The organism is Variovorax sp. PAMC28562 (assembly GCF_014303735.1).
Classification (GTDB): Bacteria; Pseudomonadota; Gammaproteobacteria; order Burkholderiales; family Burkholderiaceae_C; genus Variovorax.
The window spans coordinates 745,315-771,394 of record NZ_CP060296.1; the positions used below are offsets into that span (position 1 = coordinate 745,315).

Here is a 26,080-nt window from a genome sequence, read left to right on the forward strand (position 1 = left end):
ATCGGACGAATCCTGGGCATCAACCCAGCGTGCGCGCCATACCGCCCACGCTCGCGCCGAGCGTCGCGGCTTCGTACATGTCCTGCTGCAAGAAGGCGGTCATCGCGGGCTGCAGGCGGATCGCTTCGTCGAGTGCGAGGTCGCTTCCTGCTGCATAGGCGCCGAGCCGCACCAGATCACGACTTTGCCGATAGCGCGCATACACCGCTCGAAAACGCCGCGCGCAATCGGTGTGCTCGCGCGACACCACGTTGTGCATCACCCGCGAGGCCGATTGCTCGACGTCGATCGCCGGAAAGTGCGCCTCTTCGGCCAACGATCGCGACAGCACGATGTGCCCGTCCAGGATAGCCCGCGCCGCATCGGCAATCGGATCTTGCTGGTCGTCGCCCTCCGACAGCACGGTATAAAAAGCGGTGATCGAGCCGACGCCGTTCAGCCCGTTGCCGCTGCGCTCGACAAGTTGCGGCAGCTTGGCGAAGCACGATGGCGGATAGCCCTTGGTGGCTGGCGGCTCGCCGATGGCCAGGGCGATCTCGCGCTGCGCCATCGCATAGCGGGTGAGCGAATCCATCAGCAGCAGCACATGCTGGCCGCGGTCGCGAAAGTACTCGGCCACGGCGGTCGCATAGGCGGCGCCTTGCATGCGCAACAGCGGCGGCGCATCGGCCGGCGCGGCCACCACGACCGAGCGTGCGCGGCCTTCATCGCCCAGGATGTCTTCGACGAATTCCTTCACCTCGCGGCCACGCTCGCCGATGAGGCCGACCACGATCACATCGGCCTCGGTGTAGCGCGCCATCATGCCGAGCAGCACGCTCTTGCCGACACCGGAGCCAGCGAACAAGCCGATGCGCTGGCCGCGCCCCACGGTGAGCAACGCGTTGATCGCGCGCACGCCGGTGTCGAGCGGTTCGCGCACGGGGGCGCGGTCCATCGCGTTGATGGGTTTGCGGTCCAGCGGCTCGGCGCTGACATCCGCGAGCGGACCTTGATGATCGAGCGGCGTGCCTTGCGGGTCGACCACGCGGCCGAGCAGGCCGGTGCCCAGCGGCAGGCGCAGCACGCCGACACGTGCCGTCACGTCACGCTCGGGTTCGCCGAGCCGCGGGATCGGCACATAGGGAGGCGCCGGCATCACGCTGGCACCGCTGGAGAGTCCGTGCACATCGCCCGCCGGCATCAGGAAGGCACGTTGATCGGAAAAGCCGACGACCTCGGCCAGCACCGGCGGCTGATTGCCCATGCGCACCAGACATTGCGAGCCGACCGGCACGCGCAACCCGGCGGCTTCGAGCACCAGGCCGGTCAGTCGGGTGAGCGTGCCGCGCAACGCCAGCCCCGCGTCTTGCGATGCGCGCGCGTGCGCGTCGGCCATGAAGCGTTGCCAGACTTCCTGCTCAGGCGGCATCGCTGTTTGCTCCATTGCTCTCCTCGTGCCACGGCATCGACAGCCCGAGGCTCGCCACCGCACGCGACCAGCGCGACGCCACGCTGCCGTCGACCACCGCACCGGCCGATTCGACCAGGCAATCGCCGGGCTGCACCGCGTTGTCGGAGAGCACGGTGACGGGCTGACCGGCAAACTGCGCACGCAAGGGTCCGTCGAGCAAATCGAAGTCGACGGGCGACAGCCGCACGGTGGCGCTGCGGCCATCGGCGAGCAGCAACGACAACGCCTCGTGCACAACGGGTTCGAGCGAATTCGGGTCGGTCGCGAGTTCATGGCGCAGCACCTGGCGCGCCAGGGCGCAGGCGATTTCGAGCGTGCCGCGCGCAATCGATTGCTGCGCTTCCGCGAGGCCGGCTTCGGCAGATTGCAGCAACGCGGCGAGCCGGCGTGCCGCCTCTTGTCCTTCATTGGCGCGGTACATCGCATGCTGGGCTTCGGCCTCCGCCAGCACCTGGGCGCGACCCGCCGCAAAACCTTCGGCGTGCCCTTCGGCATGGGCGGCGCGCAAGGCCTGGGGATCGGAGATGCCGCTCTCGGGCTCGCCGCTGTCGGGGGCTACCGCGCCGAACTGCCAGCGCGCGACATGCGCGATGTCTTCGCTGGCGATCAGCCCGCAATTTCGAAGATTGTTCAGGCTCTGCATCGCTTAGACCATGCCGCCCGCTGCGCCGCCGCCCAACACGATCTGCCCTTCGTCGGCCAGGCGCCGCAACGACCGCAGGATTTCCTTTTGCTGCGCCTCGACTTCGACCAGCCGCATCGGCCCGCGCGACTCCAGGTCTTCGCGCAGCGACTCGGCTGCACGCGACGACATGTTCGACAGGAACTTGTTGCGCAGTGGCGGCGCCGCACCCTTGAGCGCGATGATGAGCGTCTCCGACGCCGTTTCTTTCAGCAGCATCTGGATCGACTTGTCGTCCAGCTTCATCACGTCGTCGAACACGAACATCAGCTCGCTGATCTCGGATGCCAGATCCGGGTCGTGGTTGCGAATGGCCTCGATGACCTGCGCATCGACGCCATTGCCAAGCAGGTTGATCATGCCGGCCGCCGTACGGGCACCGCCGCGCGAAGCCGTCAGCACCTTGGCGCCGTTGGCCAGCACGCGGAACATCACTTCATTCAGATCTTCCAGTGCGGCAGGCTGGATGCCTTCGAGCGTGGCGACGCGCAGCAGCACTTCGGCACGCTGCTGCTCGGGGAGCTTCACCAGCACCGCGGCGGCGTGCTCGGGCTCGAGGTGCACGAGGATGGCCGCGACGATCTGCGGGTGCTCGACGCGCAGCAGTTCGGCGACCGACGGCGCATCCATCCACTTCAGATTTTCGATGCCGCTCAGGTCGGCCTTCTGCAGGATGCGGTCCATCAGGATCGACGCTTTTTCTTCGCCCAGCGCGTGCTTCATCACGGCGCGAACGTAGTCGCCGGTGTCGGCCGCGAACAGGCTTTGACCAGCGGTCGCGGTGACGAAGCGGTCGGCCACCGCACCCAGACGTTCACGCGATACCGCGCGCGTCTTCGAAATGGTTTCGCCGAGCTTCTGCACTTCGCGTGGAGAGAGGTGGCGCAGCACATCGCCCGCCTCGATCTCGCCCAGCGACATGAGCAGGATGGCGGCGTCGTTGAGTCCTTGTTCGTCCATGGCGATGCGACTCTCAGGCCGACGCGGCCGCGGCGTCGTCGCCGTTGACCCATGTCTTCACGATGTTGGCAACGGCGACCGGATTCTGTCGCGCCATCTGGCGCGCGCCTTCGAGCCGCGCCTGTTCGGCTGCTTCCGGCCGCGGCAGCGCTTCGGCCACCGAGGGCGACGAGAGCGAGGGACGCTGCGGCGTGTCCGCCACCATGGCGTTGAGTTGACGGCCGGGTTCGTTGGTCAGTTGGCGCGGCGGCTGCATCGTCGCCAGCGTCTTCAGGCCCGGTCGCACCAGGCCGAACAGCACGATCGCGCCGATCAGCACCAGGCCGACCGGCCAGGCGAAGCTGCGCGCCGTATCGAGCATTTCGGGGTTCTTCCAGATCGGCACCTCGGCCACTTCGTTGCGCTCGCTCAGGAACTGCGCGTTCATCAGATTCACCGAATCGCCGCGGTCCTTGCTGAAGCCGATCGACTCGCGCACCAGCGCGGTCATCTGTTCGAGCTGCTGCGCCGACAGCGGGGTCGAGGGGCCGGCCTTGCCCTGGGCATCGGCCACGTTCTGGTAATTGAGCACGACCGCTGCACTCAGGCGCTTGATTTGGCCGGTGGCATTGCGCACCGTCTTCACTGTCTTGTCGACTTCGTAGTTGGTGGTCGACTCGCGCTTGCTCGGGGGCTTGGCCGCCGCTGCACCCGGCGCGGTGCCGGTCGGCGACAGCGGTGCGGCTGCGCCGTTGATCGGGGTCGACGACGGGCCGGGTGGCTGGTTCGACGTGGCGCCGGGCACGCCCGAAGCCGGTGCGCCGGTCGCGCCGGGGCCGGTGCTCTCGACCGTTTGCTGGCTGCGCACCGCGCTGGCGTCGGCCGCCAGGTTGGGCTTGTGTTCTTCGAAGGTCGCTTCGGTCTGCGAGAAGTCGACGTCGGCTGTCACTTGCGCCTTGACGTTTTGACGGCCGACCACGGGCTCCAGCATTTCGAGAATGCGGCGGGTGTACTGCTGCTCTATCTGCTGCACGTACTGAAGCTGCTGCGCATCGGCGCCGCTGCCGGGCTCGCTGGTGGCCGAGAGCAGCTTGCCGGTGTCGTCGACCACGCTCACGGCGGCGGGCGTCAGCTCGGGCACGCTCGAAGCGACCAGATGCACGATGCCGGCGATCTGGTTGCGCTCCAGCGTGCGGCCGGGGTGCAGGCTCAGCAGCACCGATGCGGTGGGCTTCTGCTGTTCGCGGAAGAAGCCGTTTTGTTGCGGCAGCGCCAGATGAACGCGGGCACTCTGCACCGAGCTCATCGCCTGGATCGATCGGGTGAGTTCGCCTTCGAGGCCCCGCTGAAAGCTCAGCTTCTCCTGGAACTGCGTCATGCCGAAGCGGTTGTTTTCCATCTGCTCGAAGCCGGCCACGGCGCCCTTGGGCAGGCCTTGCGCCGCGAGGCGAAGACGCAGGTCGTACACGCGATCGGCCGGCACCATGACGGCGCCGCCACCCTCGGAATATTTATAGGGCACGTTCATCGTCGCCAGTTGCGCGATGACGGCGCCGCCATCCTTGTCGCCCAGGTTGGCGTAGAGCACCCGCCAATCCGGCTGCCGACCGATCACGATGGCCGCGATGGCGACCGCGACGAGCAGGACGACGCCGATGGCGAAGCGGATGCGCTGGCGGGGTGCCAGGCCTTCGAACTTGCGCGACCACGGCGCAGCAGTGGCGAGGGGGACAGGTATTTCAGCGACGGCGGACATGGGCGGTGGGTGGGTGCGGCAGCAAGCCGGTCGGCTCTTTGCACGAGACGATTATTCGGTCCGGCCCGTTCCGCATAAGCCCGATAAGGCGCCGCTTTCCCGCTCATTTCCAGCCCATGCCCGTCCGTTGCCCAATTAGCATCATCGCCATGGACCTCCGCCTCACCCCCGTTACCGCACCGCTCACCACGCGCCCGGCCGGGGCCGCCCGCGCCGTCACCGGATCGACCGGTGCCACGCAGGAAACCGGCTTTGCCGGGGCCCTGTCGGGTGCCTTGAAAGCAGTGAGTGCCTCGCAGGGCGACGCCACCGCGCTGCAGCGCGAAGTGCAGCTCGAAAATCCGAATGTCAGTCTGGAGCAGACGATGGTCGCGCTGCAAAAGTCGCAGATCGGGTTTGCTGCAACGCTGAATGTGCGCAACCGGATGGTGCAGGCCTATACCGACATCATGAATATGCAGGTCTGAGGGCGACCCTCTCCCGGAGGGAGAGTGGATAAAAACCCGTCAGTGCATCAACTGCAGCTTGGCGTCGAACATCTCTGCGAAGGTGCTGAGCCACGGCTCGGCCAGGATGCGGATCTCGGCGTCGTTGCGCAGGATGCGCTGCATGATTCGCGACTTCTCGGAACGAAGGTCTTTGGGGAGGTCTTGCGACTTCGCCAGAAACCGCAGTTGCTCGATCAGCACCGCGCAGGCGCCTTCGCAGCGCACGACGTCGTCCCAGTCTTCACGGCGCGCCGCGTCGAGCATCTGCCGGCTCGAGCTTTCGATTGCCTTGTAGTAGTCCATCAAATCGTCTTGCATGGGACCTCCGGTCACGCCCTCAAGCGGGTTGGCCGACGCTCGGTCGACCGATTTCTTTCCAGCCCTGCGCCACCGGGGCGATGAGGGCAGCGACTTCAGCGAGCATCTCGCCATCGTTGCGCACATTGGCGAGCGTCAAACGCTCGATGCAGTAATCGTAAAGGGAAGCGAGCCGTTCGGCCAGCGCGCCACCGCGCTCCTTGTCCAGGCCCGCCTTCAGGCCTTCGTTCAGCAAGCGCACCGCGCGCACGATCTGCACACCCTTGGCCGCGACGTCGCCGCGCTGCAACGCGCCGCGCGCCGAAGCAAGCGCTACCAGCAAGCCGTCAAACAATAAGTCGATCAACTGGTGCGGGCTGGCGAACTCGACGCTCGACTGGGCGCCGACGTTCTTGTAAGCCATTGCGGCGCGGAGGCTGGGCGGGGTGTACATGGTGTGTTCCTTAATCTGCTCTGCTGGGGCGCAGCATTCACTTCACACTCTAGTTATCGGCATCCGCCCGCTGAACTCAACAACCATTTGTCGGCCGATCAGTCAGTCGGCGTTCAGGCTGTCGACTTGTTCCACTGGGCGATCTGCTGGGTGATGTATGTGTTGAGCGCGGTGAGCGAAGCCATCTTGGTATCGAGCGCGGTGTATTGCTTTCGCATGTTCGCCTCTACCGTCGTCAGTCGGTCGCCCAGGCGGTCCTGGCTTTTTCCGTTGGTCGTCTTCTGGCTTTGTAGTGAGGTGGTCTTGGCTGCGATCGTGCCGGCGCTGCCGATGGCGCCTGAAAGAAAAGCTTTCATGCGGGTGGCAAAGCCGGTTTCGCCATCCGACGCGACGTTGGTAGCGGAACTGAAGAATTTGGCTGCCGCTACCGGGTCTTTGAGTGCAGTGGCGAGTTTGGTCGAGTCGACCGCGAGATCGCCTCCACCGTCCTTGGCTATGGAAATGCCCAGGTCCGACAGGCGTTGCAGAGTGCCGGTGCTGCCGCCGGACATGGCGCCCACCAGCCGTCGCATGGCGGTCTGCAAACTGGTGGTGGTCGAGTCGCCTTGCAGCAGCGCGCCGGTCTTGGTGGTCGCGTCGTATGCCGTCGCCTGGTTGAACATATCGTTCATCGCGTTGTAGGCCTTCACGAACGCGTTGATGGCCGTGGTTTGCGAAAAAGTGTCGTTGGCGACCGTGATGTCGACCGGCGCCGTCGTCACTTGCGACAGCGTGAGCGTGAGGCCCGGCACCGTGTCCGCCAGCGTGTTGCTGGCCGAGCTCAGCGCTACGCCGTTGAGGGTCGCCTTGGCATTGAGGCCGTACTGAACCGGATTGGCCGCCATGCCGGTACCGCCCGACGGATTGTCGAAAGACAGCGCGGCCAGGCTGGGGCCCGTCGCGCCAGCGGCATCGGTGCTCTGCACGCGAAAGCCCGTTGCTTCCCCGGTGGAAGACGAACGCAGCAGCAAGCGCTCGCCCGACAAATCCTTGAGCACGGTGGCGGTCACGCCCGCACCGGCCGAATTGATCTTGCCGGCGATGGTCGACATGCTGTCGCCTTCGGCCACCGTCACCGACATGGCAGCCGCGCCGCTTGCGCTAAACGCTGGCGTCGTGCCTGCCCAGGTACCGATTTGGATGGACAGCGTGCCCGCACCAAAGCCGCTGCCGGCTGTCACTCCGCTGGAGGCGACCGATTGCGCGCGTGCGAGTTGAGAGACCTCGAGACTGAACGACGTGGCCAACGCGCCGGTACCCGACACTGAGGCCGATACGGCCGTAGCGCTCGACGACGACGCCGATTTCGTGTTCCAGGTGGCAGGCAACGCGAGCGTGGCAATCGCATCGTTCAATGTCGACATCTGCGAAGAGATGGTGCCGAAAGCCGATATCTTGCTGTCGAGCGCCGTCGCCTGCGTCTGCAATGCGGTGAGCGGCTTCTTTTCGATCGCCATCAACTTGGTGACGATGCTCTCCACATCCAGACCGCTGCCCAGACCCGCCGATGAAACGGTCGCCATATCTTTTGCTCCTGCGGCCGAATGGCCAAAAAGCGGCGAACGGGAAATCCGTTAGCCGCTGGGTGCATGCGTGGCGCCACCGCCATCGCACGCTTGTCTTTGCCGTGCTCTCTGTTACTTGAGCAGGCTCAGCACCGATTGCGGCAGCTGGTTGGCCTGGGCCACCATCGCCGTGCCAGCCTGTTGCAGGATTTGCGCGCGCGACAGGTTGGCCGTTTCAGCCGCGAAGTCGGCGTCCTGGATCCGCGAACGCGAAGCCGAGGTGTTTTCCGAATTGGTCTGCAGGTTCGTCACGACCGAGGTGAAGCGGTTTTGAACGGCGCCCAATTCTGCGCGGCTGCTGCTGACTTGCGTCAGTGCGGCATCGACGATTTCCATCGCTTGCTGTGCGCCCTTGACGCTGGTGACGTCGACGTTGGACAGGAAGCTGAAGTTTGCGGTCGCAGCAGCGGTGACTGCGGTGTCCGCAGTTCCACCCAGGCCCACTGCGGTCACGCCGCCTGCCAAAGTGCCGGCAGTCACCGTGAAGTCCTTGTTGGCCTTCAGCGATTCGAGCGTGACAGCACCGGTCGTTGCATCTGCGGTAGCACGCAAGCCGGTCTCACCCATCTGCGCGTTGATACCAGCCGCAGTGGTAGCGCCGACTTGCGCTGCGGTATCGGTGAGCTTGTAGTTCACGGTGTTGATCGTGACGCCGTTCAGCACCAAGCCGCTCATCGAGCCAGGCACCGTCGCTGCGGCTGTGGCACCTGCCGCTGCAGCACCGACCCGATCAGCGGCGAACTTGACGTTGCCCAACGCGCCGGCCGTGCTGTTGGCGATCTTGCTTACGCCGATGGTCTGACCCGAATTGGCACCGACCTGGAACAGTTGGCTGGAGAACGAACCGTCGAGCAGCTTGGTGCCGTTGAAGTCCGACTGCTTGGACACACGATCGATTTCCGATGTGAGCTGGGTCACTTCAGCCTGGATCGCCGTGCGGTCAGAGGTCGAGTTCGTTGCATTGGATGATTGCACCGACAGTTCGCGAATGCGCTGCAGGTTGTTGCCGATTTCGCCCAACGCGCCTTCAGCGGTTTGCGCCAGCGAGATGCCGTCGTTGGCGTTGCGCACGGCCTGGTTCATGCCGCGGATTTGCGAGGTCATGCGTTCCGAGATCGCCAGGCCGGCAGCGTCGTCCTTGGCGCTGTTGATGCGGAGGCCTGAGGACAGGCGCTGCATCGAAGTAGCGAGCGACGACTGGCTGGAGTTGAGATTGCGCTGCGCCGTAAGCGAGCTGATGTTGGTGTTGATAACTGAGGTCATGGAGAAGTCCTTTAGAGCTGAATAAATCCGGCATCGCTGCCACTGTCACGCCAGCAAAGAGACTGGCCACCTGGCGGATCGCATTCGTGACCCGTTGGTTTTGTTTTCGGATCGAACTGCGACTAGCTTGAGAGTTATATTTTTCGTAACTGACCCTTTAGAAATCTCCGCAACGGCAGATGTGAGGACGACCAAACCAGTTACACATGGCCCGCGAATCAAGGAGAAAACGTGTCTGCGCCGCCACAGACCATATAGGTGAGCCAACTAAGTCACGGTTTGAACAACGGCGTGTTGTCAGTGCTTTTCCGGCCGTCACATTTACGGGGTGAGTGGAAATGAATACCTTGTGATTCAAATCGACCAAAGTCTTACGTAAATGTGTATTCATAAAGTTCACATGAATACTTTGGGTGTAGGCAAATGAATGACATATCTACACATTTCGGAGACGTCGTTAACAGTTGTTAACCTATTAAAGTTTTTGTAACGCTGGTCAGAATCGGCTTTAACGCAACCCGGACGTCGTCCTACGAAAGCACCGATATGACCAGCGAGCAAATCCTTGCCGAGATTCGTGAAGCCAACCTCACTTACCTGATGCTGGCGCAGAGCCTGATCCGCGCTGACAAGGCGCAAGCCCTGTTCCGCCTCGGCCTGCCGGAAGAATCGGCCGACCTCATCGAAGCGCTCTCCCCTTCGCAGATCATGAAGATCGCATCGGGCAGCATGTTGCTGTGCCGCTTCCGCGCCGACGACGACATGGTCTGGAGCCTGTTGACCAATCACAACGTCAACGCCCGCACGGCCAACGACGCGACGACGCGTTTGCATGCAGGCATCGTGATGGCCGGCCGCTACGCTGCCGAAACCATCGCTCCCTGAAACAGAGCGAGAGACACCGACATGGCCACTTCCAAAAGCGTTCTCGGGGATTCCCGGCAGATCGGGCGCGCCGTCAGCCTGATCAACCTTGGCGCCCGCCTGCAGGTGCTCGAAAGCGAAACCGAGCTTTCCTACGAGCGGCTGCTGCGCCTCTACAAGGAAGTGGCGGGCAAGTCGCCTTCCAAGGGCCAACTGCCTTTTTCGACCGACTGGTTCCTGACCTGGCAGCCGAACATTCATGCGTCGCTGTTCCAGAACATCCACACCTACCTGGCCAAGACGAGCGACCTCGAACCGGTCGACGTGCTGATCAAGGCTTATCAGCTCTACACCGAGCAAATCTCTTCGTGCGACATCGAGCCGCAGCTCTCCATCACGCGCGCCTGGCGCCTGGTGCGCTTCATGGAGAACAACATGCTCGCCATGACCCAGTGCTCCAAATGCGGCGGCCACTTCGTGACCGAGCCCTACGAAAACGCCAGGCACTACGTCTGCGGCATGTGCGTGCCGCCAGCGCGAGCAGGCAAAGGGGCGGCGGCGGGCGGCATTCATTTGCAGTAATTCTGCGAGGTCGCACGGCCTGCAAAGACGCAATAAGGGCCCCTGAACGGGCCCTTTTCAATGGAGTGTCGAGCGGGCGGTGCGTGCCAAATCGCTGCATGCGCGGTGCACTGTCTGCTGCCGCTTTTTACATGTCCCTCGTGCCTTGAACTGATCACTCCCCCATGTTCGTCATCATCGGTTACGTCGTCGCGCTGGGCTGCATTTTTGGCGGCTACATCATCCACGGCGGAAACATCGGCGTGGTGCTGCATGCATTGCCGATCGAGATGATGGTGATTGGCGGTGGTGCCATCGGCGCCTTCATCGTGAACAACCAGCCGAAGGTACTGAAGGCTACGCTGCAGGCGGTGCCCAAGGCCTTCAAGGGCAGCAAGTACACCAAGGCGCGCTACATGGAGCTGATGGCGTTGCTCTACGACATTCTTCAGAAGGCGCGCAAGGATGGCCTGATGTCGATCGAAAAAGATGTCGAAGCACCGCAGGACTCGGCCATCTTCCAGAAGTACGCGACCGTGGGCAAAGACCATCACGTCGTGGAGTTCACTACCGACTACCTGCGCATGATGGTGTCGGGCAACCTGAACGCCCACGAGATCGAAGCGCTGATGGACAGCGAGATCGAAACGCACCACCAGGAAGAGCACGCGCCCGTCGCGGCCATCGCGCGGCTGGCTGGCGGACTGCCGGCTTTTGGCATCGTGGCTGCGGTGCTGGGCGTGGTCAACACCATGGGCTCGGTCGGCCAGCCACCGGCAGTGCTCGGCGCGATGATCGGCTCGGCGCTGGTCGGCACCTTCCTCGGCATCCTGATGGCGTACTGCATCGTCGAGCCGTTCGGCGGCCTGCTCGAGCAGAAGGCCGAAGACGCCTCCAAGGAACTGCAGTGCATCAAGACCACCTTGCTGGCCAGCATGCAGGGCTACAACCCGACGACCGCGATCGAGTTCGGCCGCAAGGTGCTGTTCTCGACCGACCGCCCGAGCTTCAGCGAGCTCGAAGCCCACGTGAAGAAGAAGTAGGCAGAAACTCCCCATGGCCACCAGTCCCGGCACCAAGAAGCTCCAGCCAATCATCATCAAGCGGGTGAAGAAGACCGCGCATGCGCATCACGGCGGCGCCTGGAAAATCGCCTATGCCGACTTCGTCACCGCGATGATGGCGTTCTTTCTTTTGATGTGGCTGCTGGGCTCTACGGCCAAGGGCGACTTGCAGGGCATCGCCTCTTACTTTCAATCGCCGCTCAAGGTCGAGATGGCGGGCGGTTCTGGCGCTGGCGCCAGTTCGAGCATCGTGACGGGCGGTGGCAAAGACTTGACGCGTACGGTCGGCGCGGTCAAGCGCAACGACGGTAGCAAGGGCAAAGAGAGTGCACCGCTCAACATCGAAGACCCGAAGCGAGAACAAGCCAAACAGGATGCGCGCCGCATGAACGAACTGCGCGCCAAGATGGACGCGCTGATTGCCGCCAACCCAAAGCTGCGCGAGTACCGCTCGCAGATCAAGATGCAGGTCACCATCGATGGCCTCGAGATCCAGATCGTCGACGACCAGAACAGGCCCATGTTCGACACCGGCAGTTCGCTGGTGAAGCCGCAGATGCGCGACATCCTGCATGAGATCGGCAGCGCGCTCAACGGCATCGAGAACAAGGTCAGCCTGGCCGGCCACACCGACGCCACGCCGTACGGCAACGGCGATCGCGGCTACGGCAACTGGGAGCTTTCGGCCGATCGCGCCAACGCGTCGCGCCGCGAACTCGTCGCCTCGGGCATGCCCGACGACAAGCTGGTGCGCGTGGTCGGCCTGGCCGCAAGCGACCTGCTCGACAAGGGCAACGCGATGGCGCCGGTGAACCGCCGCATCAGCATCACCGTGCTGACGCACGAGGCTGAGTCGCGACTGCTCGGCACGCCTCGCCTGGATGCGCCCGATGCAGTGAAGGCCATCAACGAACAGCTGGCCCGCGACCACGACAAGGGCGCGTCTTCAGACAAGCCGTAAGCGACGGCGCGCCTCGCGTCGCTGCGAATTGACAGGCACTCGCGCCGCTTATCGGCGCTTCGTTTTCGCCCCCGCTTCGGACAATGGCTGGCACACCCAAAGCCCGTCATGGAATCCAGCAGTCAGGACCGCCGCCTCCCCGCAACGCAACGCAAGCTCGATCAGGCTCGCCGCGACGGTCAGGCTGCGCGCTCGAAAGACCTGCCGCACCTGATCGTTCTCGGCACCGGCGCTGTCGCGCTGCTGCTGCTGGCACCCACCGCCTTCGAGCGCATGCGCAGCACGCTGGCACATGCGTTTCACTTCGACGCCCACAGCATCGCCCAACCCGGCGACATGCTGGCCCGGCTCACCTCGTACACCAACCTCGGGCTTGCGGCCTGCGCGATCTTCGCGGCCATCGTGCTGTTCGCGGCCATCGCCGGCACCATCGCGACGGGCGGGTGGGTCGCCAGTATCAAGTCGATCACGCCCGACCTGAGCCGACTCAATCCACTGTCGGGCATCGGCAATCTGGTGTCCAAGCAGCAGCTGGTCAACGTCGCCAAGCTGGTCTTCATGTCGGCGCTGCTAGGCACCGTCGGCTACATGTTCGCGGCGGGCTCGCTGCACACCATCGCGCAGCTCGCGATGCAGCAGTCGCCCGCCGGGCTGGCTGCGCTCGGCGACTGGCTGGTGTCGGGCATGAGCCTGGTAATGCTGGTGGTGCTGGCCGCAGCGGTGATCGACGTGCCGCTGCAAAACCACTTTCATCGCGCCAAGCTCAAGATGTCGCACCAGGAAGTGCAGCAGGAGCACAAGGAAGCCGACGGCAACCCGCACATGAAAGGCCAGATGCGCCGCAACGCGCGCGAGCGGGCGCAGCGCAGCAGCATCACCGCCGTGCCGCGCGCCGACTTCATCCTGATGAACCCGACGCACTTTGCCGTGGCGATGCGCTACGACGAGCAGACCATGAGCGCGCCGCAAGTGATCTCCAAGGGCGCCGATCTGCTCGCCATGAAGATCCGCGACATCGCCAAGGAGCACTCGATTCCGATCGTGCAGTCGCCGATGCTGGCGCGCGCTTTGTACGCGCACGCCGAGCTCGACCAGCCCATTCCGGCCAGTCTTTTCACCGCCGTCGCGCAGGTGCTGGCCTATGTGTATCGCCTGAAAGCCGCACTGCGCGGTGAAGCGCCGATGCCGCTGGTCGTGCCGGAGCCTTTCGTGCCGCCGGAGCTCGATCCGCTGAACAAAACGCCCAAGCAACCGAAGAACCCGAAGCAACCCGTCGAAGGCACTGAATGAATCCGGACATGATCCGCCAATGGTTCGGTGCGCAGGGCGCGATGTTCCAGCGCGCCGCGGCGCCATTGCTCGTCGTCGCCATCCTCGGCCTGATGGTGTTGCCGATTCCGCCCTGGCTGCTCGACACTTTCTTCACCATCAATATCGCCGTCGCGCTGATGGTGATGATGGTCGCCGCGTACATGGTGCGGCCGCTCGATTTCGCGGCATTCCCTTCGGTGCTGCTGCTCACCACGTTGATGCGGCTGTCGCTCAACGTGGCCTCGACACGGGTCGTGCTGCTCGAAGGCCACACCGGTCCCGGCGCTGCCGGCGCGGTGATCGAAGCCTTTGGCCACTTCCTGATCGGCGGCAATTTCGCGGTCGGTTTGATCGTGTTCGCGATCCTGGTGGTCATCAACTTCGTGGTGGTGACCAAGGGTGCGGAGCGCATCGCCGAAGTGTCAGCGCGCTTCACCCTGGACGCGATGCCCGGCAAGCAGATGGCAGTCGATGCCGACTTGAACTCCGGCAACATCGACGAGAAGGAAGCACGGCGTCGCCGCCTCGAAGTGGCGGAAGAAGCCAACTTTTTCGGCGCGATGGACGGTGCCTCCAAGTTCGTGCGCGGCGACGCGATGGCCGGCATTTTGATCCTGATCATCAGCGTGATCGGCGGCTTCACCATCGGCGTGCTGCAGCATGGCCTGCCAGTGGGCAAGGCCGCCGACACCTACGTGCTGCTGGCCGTGGGTGACGCACTGGTCGCGCAGATTCCGGGCCTGCTGATCTCGGTTGCCGCGGCCATGGTGATCTCGCGCGTCGGCAAGGAAGAAGACGTCGGCCGGCAGATCGTGCAGCAGCTCTTCACCTCGCCGCGCGTGCTCGGTTTGACCGCCGGCATCCTCATCTTGCTCGGCATCATTCCCGGCATGCCGCACGTCGTGTTCTTGGTGATGGGCGGCTTGCTCGGCTACGGCGCATGGATGATTTCACGGCGGCCGCCACCGGCCGTCGATGCACCCGCGCCAGCGCCCGCGGCCGACGCAGAAGCCACCTGGGACGACCTGCAACCAGTCGACCTGCTCGGCCTCGAACTCGGCTACCGCCTTATCGCGCTGGTCGACAAGAACCGGCAAGGCGACCTGCTCATGCGCATCAAGGGCGTGCGCCGCAAGTTCGCGCAGGAGGTCGGCTTCCTGCCGCCCGCGGTGCACGTGCGCGACAACCTCGAACTCAAGCCGAGCGGCTACCGGGTGACCTTGCGCGGCGTCATGGTGGCCGAGGGCGAAGCCTTCCCCGGCATGTACCTGGCGATCAATCCGGGCGGCATCAACACGCCGCTGATCGGCACCGCGACGACCGATCCGGCCTTCGGCCTGCCGGCGCACTGGATCGAGGAACGCCAGAAGGAAGCCGCGCAAATGGCCGGTTTTACCGTCGTTGATTCACCCACCGTGATGGCGACCCATCTCTCACACTTGATGCAGGTTCAGGCAGCGCGATTGCTGAGCCGCACCGAAACCCAACAACTGGTCGAACACGTGAGCAAGCTGGCCCCCAAGCTGATCGAAGAAGTCGTACCCAAGCTGGTACCGATCTCGACGTTCCAGAAAGTTTTGCAGCTGCTGCTCGAAGAGTCGGTTCATATCCGCGACATCCGCACCATCGTCGAAACGCTGGCCGAACAGGCCGGCCAGACCACCGACCCGGCCGAGCTGGCGCGCCGTGTGCGCGTGGCGCTGTCGCCGGCCATCGTGCAGCAGATCTACGGCCCGACGCGCGAGCTCGACGTCATCGCCATCGAGCCCGGCTTCGAGCGCCTGCTGGTGCAGGCGCTGGCCAATGCGCAAGCCCCTGCCCTCGATCCCGGCGTGGCCGAACTATTTACCCGCACCGCTGCCGAAGTCGCACAAAAGCAGGAGGAGCTGGGCGTACCGGCCTGCTTGCTGGTACCCGACGCCATCCGCAGTTCGATCTCGCGCCTGGTGCGCCGCGTTGCGCCCCGTTTGCAAGTGCTGGCGCACAGCGAAATTCCTGAAACCCACACGATCCGCATCGGCCCGATCCTTCGAGGTGCTTCCGCATGAATATTCAACGCTTTCTCGCACCGACCGCCCGCGAGGCACTGGCCAAGGCGCGTGCCGCCTTCGGTGACGACACGCTGATCCTGTCGAATCGCCAGCTGCCCGACGGCGTCGAAGTGATGGCCGCGACCGAAGCCGCGCTGGCACTGATCGACAGCAACACGCCAGAGCATGGATCGGTCGAAGTTGCACGCCCAGTGCCGGTCGCAGCACCCAGGGCCATCGTCGAAGCGGTCGCCGCACCCGCGCTCGACATCGGCGTGCAAGCCGACACCGAGCAGCTCGCGATGAGCACGCTGTCGTTCCAGGACTATGTGCGCGAGCGGATGCTGCGCCGTCAACATGAAGCGAGCGTGCCGGTCGTTGTGGCTCCCGCACCCGCCAAAGACGCTGCCAAGCCCGGTTTCCAGATCCTTTCATCGCCCCCGGTCGCCGTCGTGGTGAACGACTTCATCGCTTCCACTGCGACGCCTGGCGCGCCGACCGCTTCGGTCGTGACCGAACCCGCCACCGCCCCCGCCGCCACATCCCCCGACCTGATGGCGCAACTGCAGTCGATGCAGACCATGATGGGCGAGCGCTTCAACGCGCTCGCGTGGCTCGGCCAGGCGCGGCAAGATCCGATCCAGTCGAACCTGATGCTGAAGCTGGTGCGTGCCGGCTACTCGCCCGGCCTCGCGCGCTCGGTGCTCGAAGCCATGCCCGCTTCACTCGAAGCCGGCGACGCCGTGCGCTGGCTGCTCGGCTCGCTGGAGAACCGGCTCAGCTCCAAGACCGTGCAGCCGTCGATCCCTGAAGAGGGCGGCGTGTTCGCGTTGATTGGCGCGACCGGTGTCGGCAAGACCACCAGTGCCGCCAAGCTGGCCGCGCTCGGCGCGCAACTGCACGGTCCCTCCGGCGTCGGCCTTATCACGCTCGACACGCAACGCGCCGGGGCGCACGAACAACTGCGCGCCCATGGGCGCAGCCTCGGCGTCGTGGCGCATCTGGCGCACGACCGCGCCGCGCTGCAGGAGTTACTGCATCTGTTGATAGGCAAGAAGGTCGTGATCATCGACACCGCCGGCGTGGCGCCGCACGATCCGCGCCGCCGCGATCTGCTCGACATGCTCGACGTGCCAAACGTCAAGCGCGTGCTGGTGCTCAACGCCGGTGCGCATGGCGACACGCTGGAAGACATGGCCATCGCATTCAAGCTCGGCGGCACGCGCCAGGCCATCGTCTCGAAGATCGACGAAGCCGCCAAGCTCGGCCCGGTGCTCGACGTACTCATGCGCCACGAGTTCACCGTGCGTGGCATCGGCAATGGCCAGCGCGTGCCCGAGGACTGGAAGGTCGGCGATGCACGCGGCCTCATTCGCGCCTCGATGCAGGCAGCCCAACGCTCGGCCTTCGACCCCAAGCCGGTCGACATGCCCTGCTACTTTTCACCGGCCGATTGCGGCGCCTGAACTTCGACGCAATGCTCGCCGCTACAGCTTCCCAGATGTACAACCCCCAAGGCCGACTCGACCGCGACGGTTTGATTCGCCAGTACGTGCCGTTGGTGCAGCGTCTCGCGCACCACATGATCGCGAAGCTGCCGGCCAACGTCGAGCTCGACGACCTGATCCAGGTCGGAATGATCGGTCTGGCGGACGCCTTGTCGCGCTATGAAGCGAGCCAGGGCGTGCAGTTCGAAACCTTTGCGACGCAACGCATTCGCGGTGCCATGCTCGACGAGCTGCGTGAAGGCGACTGGCTGTCGCGCGGCTCGCGCAAGAGCCAGAAGCAGATCGAGCAGGCGGTGCACAAGCTGGAGCATCGGCTTGGCCGCTCTCCGGTCGAATCGGAAATTGCCGCCGAGCTCAAGATGCCGCTCGACGAATACCAGGCCCTGCTCGGTCGCGTGCGCGGCACGCAGTTGGTCTACCTCGAAGACATCGGTGCCGGCAGCGAAGACTCCGACGGTTTTCTGGATCGGCATACCGCCGACACCGAGGCCGATCCACTCAGCCTCTTGAAAGACCAGCGCCTGAAGAAGGCACTGGTGGTGGCGATCGACGGTCTGCCGGAACGCGAGCGCTTCATCATGGGCATGTACTACGAGCAGGACATGAACCTGAAAGAAATCGCTGCGGTGCTCGGCATCACCGAGTCGCGCGTGAGCCAGTTGCACAGCCAGTCGATCGCACGACTTCGCGCGAAGATGCGCAGCCACTGAGGCGGCCTCTGCGGCCGTGTGCTTCGGCGCCCTTGCGGCGCCGTTTTCAATTGGAGCGTCTAACGGTAATCGGGCAACCGACAGCTGCACGCCCGGTCAACGGGCAGCGTTCGCTGCCAGGGTCTGTCGACCCTGCAAGAGATCAATGCGAAGCGAAGGTCGGGCGGTCGCCCAGTCGCGCGTAGGTCGCGTCGGCCGCCGGCCGGAAGATCGAAGCCAGCGCACGCTCCACCACCACGGTGCGGCGGGCGATGCTCTGGCGTTGCGTGGACAGGCGTTGGGCCACTGCATCGATGCGGCGGCGGAAGGCATGGTCGAACACTTCGGCCGACAGGGCCGCTTCGAGCACACGGGCGAAAGACAGGGCGACTTCGCGCAGGGCAGCGCAGGCGCGCTGCAGTGCATCGGGCTCGCCCGCCATCAGGCCGGCATCGACCACGTCGAGCTGCTGCTCGACTTCGACCAGGAGGGATTCGGCGGAATTGCGGGTATCGGGCATGGTCAGTTCCTCACTCGGCTCAACATTTCCTGGGCATTCGAAAGCATCTTGTCGGCGATGGCGCCGGAATCGACCTTGAAGGTGCCGTCGGCGATGGACGCCTTGACGGACGCCACCTTGGCTTCATCGATGCCGGTGCCGGCCGAGGCGACGTTCAACGTGCGGGCCGCACCCGACACCGTGACAGTCGCACCCGTACTGCTGGCAGCGCCTGCTGCTTCGGCTCCGCCGGTGCCGCTCGAGGCTCCGCCGCGCTCGGCCTTGGTGGCTGCGAGCGATGCGGCCGCGAGGGCGGGATCGTTCAGTGCTTGGATCTTCATGATTCAACTCCAGTGCCCCCTTGTGGAAGCATCGTCCCTGTAATTTCGGCACCCTTTGGAGAAACTTGAGGACTTTCTCAGGGCTGAATTACATCGACAGCCGCACCGTGCGCAAATCCTGCACGATTCCGGTGGTGATGCGGCCGTTTTCCATTCGCAGCCGCACCATCTGGCCGACAACGCCCGGCGTCATGGCCTGCGCATCGGACGTCACCTCGAAGCCCGGCCCCGTGGCCACCACCCGCACCTGCGCGCCCGCTGCGAACACCTGGGCCGGCTTGACCATCGACTGCCGCACCGGCTGCCCGGCCAGCAACGAATGCGCTGCGGTCTGCCCAACCCACAAGGCCGGATCGGCCACGACAGGCGACGGCTCGGCGGCCCAGTCGGCTTCGGCCTCGACGGCGCTGGAGGCTGTCAGCAATGTGCCGGCGACCACGTTGTCGCGCAACACCCAGGCCGGGCCGAAGGCCTTGATGGTCACGGGCAGGAACACGTTCCAGCGACCGCCCCCATCGGTGCAGCGCAGGCCCAGCCGCGTGCGACCCCACAAGCGCAGGCCGACCGGGATGTAGGGCTCGACGTGAGTGCACGGCGCCAGCCGCAGCCGGCTGTCGAGTGCGCCAACGCTCACTTCCATGCGAAGCGGCGAGGCGGATGCAGCCTGCGATCTTGCGACGGCGTCGTCCAGCCACTGCTGCGTGGCGGCGACGAACTCCGGCGCGACCTCGGCACCTTGCGACGGTGCCTGCTGGGCCTGGGCAGCACCGCACAAGGCCGCCACATACATAGAGGCACACAGCGCGGTGATGCCGGCGATGCGGCCCTTGCCAGGACAGCGGCTGCGAAATTGAGGGGATGGCATGAGGCGCCTTTCCGGAAGTCCAAAGAAGAAGCTGCAGCAACAGTGCCGCGACTGAAATATAGGCAGCGCCGCGCCGCACAAAGCGCCGAACAGGCCGCGAATCCCCCCTTTACTCCGTGCTTCCCGGAGTGGCCGCGTTTTCATAATTTCCACACGGCCCGAAATGGCCACCCACTCCTATCCGAGGCCCTTCCGATGCTGGACAACTTGACGAACTCACTGGACTTCCATGCGAAGGCCCTGGTGCTGCGCGCCGATCGCCAGCGCGTGATCGCCAGCAACATCGCCAACGCCGACACGCCCGGCTACGCGGCACGCGACTTCGACTTTGCAGATGCACTGAAGAGTGCGACGGGTAGTGCAAGCAGCGGCTCGCCCCTGCGCATGGCGACCAGCGCCGGCACCATCGACAGCGGCCGCAGCAACGCACGCCACATCCCGCTCACCGGCGGCAGCGACGCCGGCATCGGTGACAGCGACAACGCGGCGGGCTACGTGGTGCAGACCCAGCCGACCGCCGACGGCAACAGCGTCGACCTCGACCGCGAGCGCGCCGCCTTTGCCGACAACGCAGTGCGCTACGAAGCCACGCTGCGCTTCATCAACGGCCAGAGCAAGACTTTGATGTCTGCCATCCAGGGGCAATAAACCATGTCGATGTTCTCGATCCTCGGCATTGCCGGCAGCGCGGTCAGCGCGCAGTCGCAACGCCTCAACGTGGTGGCCAGCAACCTGGCCAACGTCGACGCCGTGGCCGGCCCCGATGGCCAGGCCTACAAGGCGCGCCAGGTCGTGTTCCAGACCGTGCCGTACGGCAGCGCCGCCGATGCCGGCGTGCGCGTCGACTCGATCTCGGAGAACCAGACGCCCGGCCGCAAGGTGCACGAACCCGCCAGTCCGGCCGCCAATGCCGAAGGCTACGTGACGCACTCCAACGTGAACCCGGTGGAAGAGATGGTCAACATGATTTCGGCCTCGCGCTCCTACCAGAACAACATCGAAATCATGAACACCGCCAAGAGCCTGATGCTGAAGACGCTTCAACTCGGCCAGTAAGAAAAGGACCCCGTCAATGACCGCCACCAGCGCCACTTCCGCCATTGCCAGTTCGACGTCGAGCTACAACATCAGCTCGAGTGCCGACAAGGCCGCGAGCACCGGCACGAGCACCAGCTCCGCGGACATCCAGGACCGTTTCCTGAAGCTGCTGGTCGCCCAGCTCAGCAACCAGGATCCGATGAACCCGATGGACAACGCGCAGATGACTACGCAGATGGCGCAGATCAACACCGTCACCGGCATCGAGTCGCTCAACACCACGATGAAGGCGATGGCCGCGCAGATGGCGTCGCAGCAAATGCTGCAGTCCGGCGACATGGTCGGGCGCAGCGTGCTGACCGAAGGCAACCAGATCGCCATCGACGGCACCACGGCCGTCGGCGCGGTCGAGCTCGCCACCGGTGCGACCGACGTCAAGGTGCAAGTGATGACCGCCGGCGGCCAGATCGTCGACACCGTCTCGCTCGGCAAGCTCGACGCCGGCCAGCACGGCTTCAGCCTCGACGCGTCGAAGTACCCGGCCGGTGCGGCGCTGCAGTTCAAGGTCACTGCCACCAACGGCAGCGACGCGGTGCAGTCCACGGCACTGATGCGCGACAAGGTCGTGGCCGTCGGCAGCGATGCCGCCGGGCTCACGCTCACGCTGCTGTCTGCCGGCGTCACGCCGTACGCCAAGGTCCATACGGTTCTCTGATTCGCCCTCTTCCTTCCAGGAGCACTCCATGAGTTTTCAACAAGCACTTTCTGGCCTGAACGCCGCCAGCCGAAGCCTCGACGTGATCGGCCACAACATCGCCAACGCGGGCACCACCGGCATGAAGTCGTCGCGCGCCGAGTTCGCGGAAATCTATGCCAGCTCGGCCGGCGCACTGGGCGGCACCAACGTCGGCCTCGGCGTCGAAGTGGGCGCAGTGGCGCAACAATTCTCGCAAGGCACGCTGTCGATCACCGGCAACGACCTGGACGTCGCCATCAACGGCAAGGGCTTCTTCCAGGTGAAAGCGTCCGACGGTTCGACCGCCTACACGCGCGCCGGCAACTTCAAGCTCGACAAGGACGGCGACATCATCACCAACAGCGGTGCCACGGTGATGGGCTACCCGACCGATGCCAAAGGCGTGCGCCTGAGCTTCGACGCGCAGCCGCTCAAGCTGCCCACCGGCACGCCCATTCCGGCCAAGCAAACCACCAAGATGGCCGCGGAAATCACGCTGAACGCGGCCGCGCCCATCGCCGCCACCGCAACGCCTCCGACACCGATCCAGACCTACGGCACCTCGCTCACCGCGTTCGACGCGCAGGGCCTCGAAGTGCCGGTCGGCCTGTACTTCACCAAGATGGCCAACAACAGCTGGCAGGTGCACACGAGCGTCAACGGCAGCGACCCGAACACATCGACGCCCTTCACCGTCAACTTCAACGCCGACGGCAGTCTGAATACCGCGACCTCGCCGGTGCCCAGCCTGACGTTGGCCTCGCCGAACGATCCTGCGCAAACCTTCCCGATCACCCTCGACCTGAGCAAGATGACGCAAGTGAACTCGGCCTTCGCCGTGGCAGATCTTGCCCAGGACGGCTACACCTCGGGCGCGCTCACCGGCATCAAGATCGAAGACAGCGGCATCCTGACCGCCACCTACTCCAACGGCCAGACGCAGTCGGCCGGCCAGGTCGCGCTGGTGAACTTCCGCAACGTGCAGGGCCTGTCGCCCACCGGCTCGGGCTACTGGATCGAGACCGCCGCATCGGGCCAGCCGGTGCACGGCGCGCCGGGCGAAGGCACCTTCGGCCAGCTGCGCTCGGGCGCGCTCGAAGAATCGAACGTCGACCTGACGGCCGAGCTGGTCAACATGATGACCACGCAGCGCGCCTACCAGGCCAACGCGCAAACCATCAAGACGCAAGACCAGGTCATGTCGACCCTGGTGAACCTGCGCTGATCGATCCGTTCGCCAAGACCTCCCAGCACACGCACGGCACGCCATGGACCATCTGATCTATACCGCGATGAGCGGCGCCAACGCGGCCGCCCAACGCCAGGCCGTGCTCGCGAACAACCTCGCGAACGCATCGACGCAAGGCTTCCGTGCCGAGCTGTCGACCTTTCGTGCGGTGCCGGTGCGAGGCGACGGCGCCACCACCCGGGTGTTCGCACTCGAAGCCACTTCGGGCCACGACAGTTCGCCCGGCGCCGTGCAGCGCACCGGGCGCAGCCTCGACGTGCAAGCGCAAGGCAACGCATGGTTCGCAGTGCAAGGGCTCGACGGCACCGAAGCCTACAGCCGCTCCGGCGCGCTGCAGGTGTCGCCGACCGGCACGCTGGTCAACAGCTCTGGCCTGGTCATCTTGTCGGACGGCGGTTCGCCGATCGACGTGCCGCCGGGTGGCGATATCAGCATCGGCAACGACGGCACCGTGACCTCGAAAACCGGTAGCCAGCCAGTGTCGACACTGGGCCGCCTGAAGCTCGCCACGCCGACGCAGGAAGACCCGTTGAAGCGCAGCGAGGACGGCCTGTTTCGCACCGCATCGCAAGAGCCGGTGCCGAGCGACAACACGGCGCGCCTGGAAACCGGCGCGCTCGAAGGTTCGAACGTGAACGCGATCGAAACCATGGTCGGCATGATCGCCGCCGCCCGCCAGTTCGACGCCCAGATGCGCCTGCTGACCACCGCCGAAGCGTCCGACAAATCGGCCGCCCAATTGCTCGCCGTGGGCTGATGCCCGAAAGAACACCATGATCAACTCGCTCTGGATCTCGAAGACCGGCATGGAAGCGCAGCAGACGCAGCTCGACGTCATCTCGCACAACCTGGCCAACGTCTCGACCACCGGCTTCAAGCGCGCCAGCGCCGTGTTCGAAGACCTGATGTACCAGAACCTGCGGCAGGTCGGCGCCAACAGCACCGAGCAATCGCAGCTGCCGACCGGCCTGCAGCTCGGCCTGGGTGTGCGCACAGTCGCCACCAGCCGCTCGTTCACGCAGGGCAGCATGCAGCAGACCAACAACCAGCTCGACCTCGCCATCAAGGGGAATGGTTTCTTCCAGGTGACGCAGCCCGACGGCACCATGGGCTACACGCGCGACGGTTCCTTTCAGGTCGACGCGCAGGGCCGCCTCGTGACGGCGGCGGGACTGCCGGTGGCCAACGGCATCACGGTGCCGGCGGGCGCAACCAACGTGAGCATCGCGACCGACGGCGCCGTGTCGGCCACGCTGTCGGGCCAGGCCGCGCCGCAGACCATCGGCACGCTGGCCATCGCCAACTTCGTGAACCCGGCCGGACTTGAACCGCGCGGAGAGAACCTCTATGCCGAGACCGCTGCGTCGGGCCAGCCGCAAGGCGGCACTGCCGGCACCAACGGCCTGGGCACCGTGATGCAGGGCTTTCTGGAAACCTCGAACGTGAACGTGGTGCAGGAACTGGTCTCGATGATCCAGACGCAGCGCGCTTATGAGATGAACTCGAAGGCGATCCAGACCAGCGACCAGATGCTGCAGAAGCTCGCGCAGCTCTGATCACTTCGAGCCCGGTCATGAAACGTCTCGCCTCCCTCGCCCTGATCGTGTCGATGCTCTCGCTGTCGTCGGCGCTCGTGACCGGCTGCACCACGCTCGCCAATACGCCACAGGTCGACATGCCGAGCACGGCACCGCCTGCCGTGCCGGCACCCGTCGCCGCACCGCGCAATGCGACGGGCAGCCTGTTCCACACCAGCAGCTATCGCCCGCTGTTCGAGGACCGCCGCGCGCGGCTGGTCGGCGACACGGTGACCATCGCCATCGTCGAGAACGTGACCGCGAGCCAGAAGTCCACTTCGTCGATCGACAAGAAAGACGGCATCGACGCCAGCATCAGCGCGATGCCCTTCTTCAAGAGCAACTCGTTCAGCCGCGCCAGCGCGACGGCCGATTCGGCCTACAACTTCGCAGGCAAGGGCGGCACCGAAAGCGCCAACACTTTCCAGGGCTCGATCACCGCGACGGTGGTCGACCTGTTGCCCAACGGCCACCTCGTCGTCACAGGCGAGAAGCAGATCGGGGTGAACCAGAACGTCGACGTCCTGCGCTTTTCCGGAACCATCGATCCGCGCTCCATCCAGGCCGGCAGCGTGGTGAGCTCGGCACAAGTGGCCAACGTGCGCATCGAGTCGCGCGGCCGTGGTGCGCAGCAGGAAGCGCAAGTCATGCCCTGGCTCAACCGCTTTTTCATGAGCGTCTTGCCTTTCTGAGCATTCGATGAAGAACACCCCCATTCGCCTTTCCGCTCGTCTCGCCGGCCTGCTCATGTTGAGCATGGCGCTGCTCGCGCCCGCCCACGCCATCCGCATCAAGGAAGTGGCCGCCGTGCAAGGCGTGCGCTCCAATCAATTGACGGGCTACGGCCTGGTCGTCGGTCTCGACGGCACGGGCGACCAGACCACGCAGATGCCTTACACCACGCAGAGCGTGGCCAACTACCTGCAGCAGCTGGGAGTGACCTTGCCGGCCGCGACCGCATCGCAGCTGCAACTGAAGAACGTCGCGGCCGTCATCGTGACGACGACGCTGCCGGCCTTCGCGCAGCCGGGCCAAATGCTCGACGTCAACGTCTCGTCGATGGGCAACTCCAAGTCGCTGAAGGGCGGCACGCTGATCGCCACGCCGCTGCGCGGTGCCGACGGCCAGATCTATGCGCTGGCGCAGGGCAACCTGATCATCGGTGGCGCAGGTGCCTCGGCCGCCGGCAGCAAGGTGCAGATCAACCACCTGAGCGCCGGTCGCGTGCCGAACGGCGCGCAGGTCGAGCGCTCGGTACCGACCTCGCTGAACGACGGTGACAGCGTGAGTCTGGACCTGAACTCGGCCGACTTCGAAACCGCACGCCGCGTGGCAGCCGTCGTCAACCTGAAGCTCGGCAGCGGCCTGGCTCGCGCGCTCGACGGCCGCACGGTGCAGGTGCAGGCACCGGTCGATGCCAACGCCCGGGTCAGCTTCATTGCGCAACTCGAAGAGCTCACGCTGGAGATTCCGATTCCGGCGGCGCGTGTGGTCATCAACGCGCGAACCGGCTCGGTGGTGCTGAATCAGGCCGTCACGCTGGGCCCCTGCGCCGTGGCGCACGGCAACCTGTCGATCACGATCAGCTCGCAACCGATCATCAGCCAGCCGCAGCCGTTCTCCAACGGCAAGACGGTGGTGGCCGAGCAGGCCAGCATCCAGATCAAGCAGGAGCCCGGGATCCTCATTCAGCTTCCGAACTCGCCACTGCTGTCGGACGTGGTGCGTGCGCTCAACGCGCTCGGTGCCACGCCGCAAGACCTGCTGGCGATCCTGCAAGCCATCAAGGCCTCGGGCGCGCTCAACGCGGAACTCGAGGTCATCTGAAGATGAAGCCCCCACGCTCATCGC

Annotated in this window: 28 protein-coding genes; 17 read left to right on the forward strand and 11 right to left on the reverse strand. The window is 65.0% G+C overall.

Going from position 1 to position 26,080, the window contains the following annotated elements; genetic code table 11:
• Nucleotides 1-19 precede the first annotated feature (19 nt).
• Genes fliI through fliF form a run of 4 tightly spaced genes read right to left on the reverse strand, consistent with a single transcriptional unit; the run spans nucleotide 20 to nucleotide 4,830 of the window.
• A complete protein-coding gene (gene fliI / locus H7F36_RS03630; protein ID WP_410003079.1) occupies nucleotides 20-1,378 on the reverse strand; it encodes a flagellar protein export ATPase FliI in 1,359 nt (452 codons plus the stop codon).
• Nucleotides 1,379-1,400: 22 nt separating this feature from the next.
• Nucleotides 1,401-2,096 carry a FliH/SctL family protein gene (locus tag H7F36_RS03635; RefSeq protein WP_187053390.1) on the reverse strand — a complete coding sequence of 232 codons (696 nt, stop codon included), beginning with the start codon at nucleotides 2,094-2,096 and terminating at the stop codon, nucleotides 1,401-1,403.
• Nucleotides 2,097-2,099: 3 nt separating this feature from the next.
• Nucleotides 2,100-3,095, reverse strand: coding sequence for a flagellar motor switch protein FliG (gene fliG, locus H7F36_RS03640; protein ID WP_187053391.1), 996 nt, complete (start codon nucleotides 3,093-3,095; stop codon nucleotides 2,100-2,102).
• A gap of 13 nt (nucleotides 3,096-3,108) precedes the next feature.
• Entirely contained in the window at nucleotides 3,109-4,830 is a 1,722-nt protein-coding gene (fliF, locus tag H7F36_RS03645) for a flagellar basal-body MS-ring/collar protein FliF (protein WP_187053392.1), read from the reverse strand.
• Nucleotides 4,831-4,979: 149 nt separating this feature from the next.
• Here fliF and fliE point away from each other — a divergent pair, with 149 nt between their 5' ends.
• A complete protein-coding gene (gene fliE, locus H7F36_RS03650) occupies nucleotides 4,980-5,297 on the forward strand; it encodes a flagellar hook-basal body complex protein FliE (protein ID WP_187053393.1) in 318 nt (105 codons plus the stop codon).
• Between the two features lie 39 nt (nucleotides 5,298-5,336).
• On the opposite strand, the gene H7F36_RS03655 is transcribed toward fliE, so the two are convergent.
• The 4 genes from H7F36_RS03655 to H7F36_RS03670 all read right to left on the reverse strand — a co-directional run bounded on the left by H7F36_RS03655 (nucleotide 5,337) and on the right by H7F36_RS03670 (nucleotide 8,936).
• Nucleotides 5,337-5,636, reverse strand: coding sequence for a flagellar protein FliT (locus tag H7F36_RS03655; RefSeq protein WP_187053394.1), 300 nt, complete (start codon nucleotides 5,634-5,636; stop codon nucleotides 5,337-5,339).
• Nucleotides 5,637-5,655: 19 nt separating this feature from the next.
• On the reverse strand, nucleotides 5,656-6,069 hold the full coding sequence (fliS, locus tag H7F36_RS03660; protein WP_187053395.1) for a flagellar export chaperone FliS: 414 nt from the start codon (nucleotides 6,067-6,069) through the stop codon (nucleotides 5,656-5,658).
• Between the two features lie 113 nt (nucleotides 6,070-6,182).
• Nucleotides 6,183-7,631 (reverse strand): flagellar filament capping protein FliD, encoded by a 1,449-nt coding sequence (gene fliD / locus H7F36_RS03665; RefSeq protein WP_187053396.1) that lies wholly within the window; start codon nucleotides 7,629-7,631, stop codon nucleotides 6,183-6,185.
• A gap of 114 nt (nucleotides 7,632-7,745) precedes the next feature.
• A complete protein-coding gene (locus H7F36_RS03670) occupies nucleotides 7,746-8,936 on the reverse strand; it encodes a flagellin (RefSeq protein ID WP_187053397.1) in 1,191 nt (396 codons plus the stop codon).
• 546 nt (nucleotides 8,937-9,482) lie between these two features.
• On the opposite strand from H7F36_RS03670, the gene flhD reads away from it, so the two are divergent.
• From flhD to H7F36_RS03710, 8 genes are all read left to right on the forward strand, one after another.
• Nucleotides 9,483-9,821, forward strand: coding sequence for a flagellar transcriptional regulator FlhD (gene flhD / locus H7F36_RS03675; RefSeq protein ID WP_187053398.1), 339 nt, complete (start codon nucleotides 9,483-9,485; stop codon nucleotides 9,819-9,821).
• Nucleotides 9,822-9,842: 21 nt separating this feature from the next.
• On the forward strand, nucleotides 9,843-10,382 hold the full coding sequence (gene flhC, locus H7F36_RS03680) for a flagellar transcriptional regulator FlhC (RefSeq protein WP_187053399.1): 540 nt from the start codon (nucleotides 9,843-9,845) through the stop codon (nucleotides 10,380-10,382).
• 164 nt (nucleotides 10,383-10,546) lie between these two features.
• Nucleotides 10,547-11,404, forward strand: coding sequence for a flagellar motor stator protein MotA (gene motA / locus H7F36_RS03685; protein WP_187053400.1), 858 nt, complete (start codon nucleotides 10,547-10,549; stop codon nucleotides 11,402-11,404).
• A gap of 13 nt (nucleotides 11,405-11,417) precedes the next feature.
• Complete coding sequence (gene motB, locus H7F36_RS03690; protein ID WP_187053401.1) at nucleotides 11,418-12,386, forward strand: flagellar motor protein MotB; 969 nt, start codon at nucleotides 11,418-11,420, stop codon at nucleotides 12,384-12,386.
• A 108-nt stretch (nucleotides 12,387-12,494) separates the two neighbouring features.
• Nucleotides 12,495-13,676 (forward strand): flagellar biosynthesis protein FlhB, encoded by a 1,182-nt coding sequence (locus tag H7F36_RS03695; protein ID WP_187053402.1) that lies wholly within the window; start codon nucleotides 12,495-12,497, stop codon nucleotides 13,674-13,676.
• Nucleotides 13,677-13,684: 8 nt separating this feature from the next.
• Nucleotides 13,685-15,745, forward strand: a complete 2,061-nt coding sequence (gene flhA, locus H7F36_RS03700) for a flagellar biosynthesis protein FlhA (RefSeq protein WP_410003080.1) — start codon at nucleotides 13,685-13,687, stop codon at nucleotides 15,743-15,745.
• A complete protein-coding gene (gene flhF / locus H7F36_RS03705; protein ID WP_187053404.1) occupies nucleotides 15,742-17,193 on the forward strand; it encodes a flagellar biosynthesis protein FlhF in 1,452 nt (483 codons plus the stop codon). The genes flhA and flhF overlap by 4 nt, the downstream gene beginning before the upstream one ends.
• Nucleotides 17,194-17,228: 35 nt before the next feature.
• Nucleotides 17,229-17,945, forward strand: a complete 717-nt coding sequence (locus tag H7F36_RS03710; RefSeq protein WP_187053405.1) for an RNA polymerase sigma factor FliA — start codon at nucleotides 17,229-17,231, stop codon at nucleotides 17,943-17,945.
• A gap of 142 nt (nucleotides 17,946-18,087) precedes the next feature.
• On the opposite strand, the gene H7F36_RS03715 is transcribed toward H7F36_RS03710, so the two are convergent.
• From H7F36_RS03715 to flgA, 3 genes are all read right to left on the reverse strand, one after another.
• Complete coding sequence (locus H7F36_RS03715) at nucleotides 18,088-18,444, reverse strand: hypothetical protein (RefSeq protein ID WP_187053406.1); 357 nt, start codon at nucleotides 18,442-18,444, stop codon at nucleotides 18,088-18,090.
• A 2-nt stretch (nucleotides 18,445-18,446) separates the two neighbouring features.
• Entirely contained in the window at nucleotides 18,447-18,764 is a 318-nt protein-coding gene (gene flgM / locus H7F36_RS03720; protein WP_187053407.1) for a flagellar biosynthesis anti-sigma factor FlgM, read from the reverse strand.
• 88 nt (nucleotides 18,765-18,852) lie between these two features.
• Nucleotides 18,853-19,629 carry a flagellar basal body P-ring formation chaperone FlgA gene (gene flgA, locus H7F36_RS03725; protein ID WP_261802488.1) on the reverse strand — a complete coding sequence of 259 codons (777 nt, stop codon included), beginning with the start codon at nucleotides 19,627-19,629 and terminating at the stop codon, nucleotides 18,853-18,855.
• A gap of 195 nt (nucleotides 19,630-19,824) precedes the next feature.
• Between flgA and flgB the strand changes: the two genes are divergently transcribed.
• From flgB to H7F36_RS03765, 8 genes are read left to right on the forward strand one after another with little or no spacing between them, the layout of a single operon-like run.
• Nucleotides 19,825-20,277: a flagellar basal body rod protein FlgB gene (gene flgB / locus H7F36_RS03730; RefSeq protein WP_187053408.1), complete on the forward strand. Its 453-nt coding sequence runs from the start codon at nucleotides 19,825-19,827 to the stop codon at nucleotides 20,275-20,277.
• 3 nt (nucleotides 20,278-20,280) lie between these two features.
• Entirely contained in the window at nucleotides 20,281-20,685 is a 405-nt protein-coding gene (flgC, locus tag H7F36_RS03735; protein WP_187053409.1) for a flagellar basal body rod protein FlgC, read from the forward strand.
• Between the two features lie 16 nt (nucleotides 20,686-20,701).
• On the forward strand, nucleotides 20,702-21,382 hold the full coding sequence (locus H7F36_RS03740; RefSeq protein ID WP_187053410.1) for a flagellar hook assembly protein FlgD: 681 nt from the start codon (nucleotides 20,702-20,704) through the stop codon (nucleotides 21,380-21,382).
• 28 nt (nucleotides 21,383-21,410) lie between these two features.
• Nucleotides 21,411-22,628 carry a flagellar hook protein FlgE gene (gene flgE / locus H7F36_RS03745; protein ID WP_187053411.1) on the forward strand — a complete coding sequence of 406 codons (1,218 nt, stop codon included), beginning with the start codon at nucleotides 21,411-21,413 and terminating at the stop codon, nucleotides 22,626-22,628.
• 43 nt (nucleotides 22,629-22,671) lie between these two features.
• A complete protein-coding gene (flgF, locus tag H7F36_RS03750; protein ID WP_187053412.1) occupies nucleotides 22,672-23,409 on the forward strand; it encodes a flagellar basal-body rod protein FlgF in 738 nt (245 codons plus the stop codon).
• 16 nt (nucleotides 23,410-23,425) lie between these two features.
• On the forward strand, nucleotides 23,426-24,208 hold the full coding sequence (flgG, locus tag H7F36_RS03755; protein ID WP_187053413.1) for a flagellar basal-body rod protein FlgG: 783 nt from the start codon (nucleotides 23,426-23,428) through the stop codon (nucleotides 24,206-24,208).
• 17 nt (nucleotides 24,209-24,225) lie between these two features.
• Nucleotides 24,226-24,921, forward strand: a complete 696-nt coding sequence (locus tag H7F36_RS03760) for a flagellar basal body L-ring protein FlgH (RefSeq protein ID WP_187053414.1) — start codon at nucleotides 24,226-24,228, stop codon at nucleotides 24,919-24,921.
• 7 nt (nucleotides 24,922-24,928) lie between these two features.
• Nucleotides 24,929-26,056 (forward strand): flagellar basal body P-ring protein FlgI, encoded by a 1,128-nt coding sequence (locus H7F36_RS03765; protein WP_187053415.1) that lies wholly within the window; start codon nucleotides 24,929-24,931, stop codon nucleotides 26,054-26,056.
• The last annotated feature ends 24 nt before the right edge of the window (nucleotides 26,057-26,080 follow it).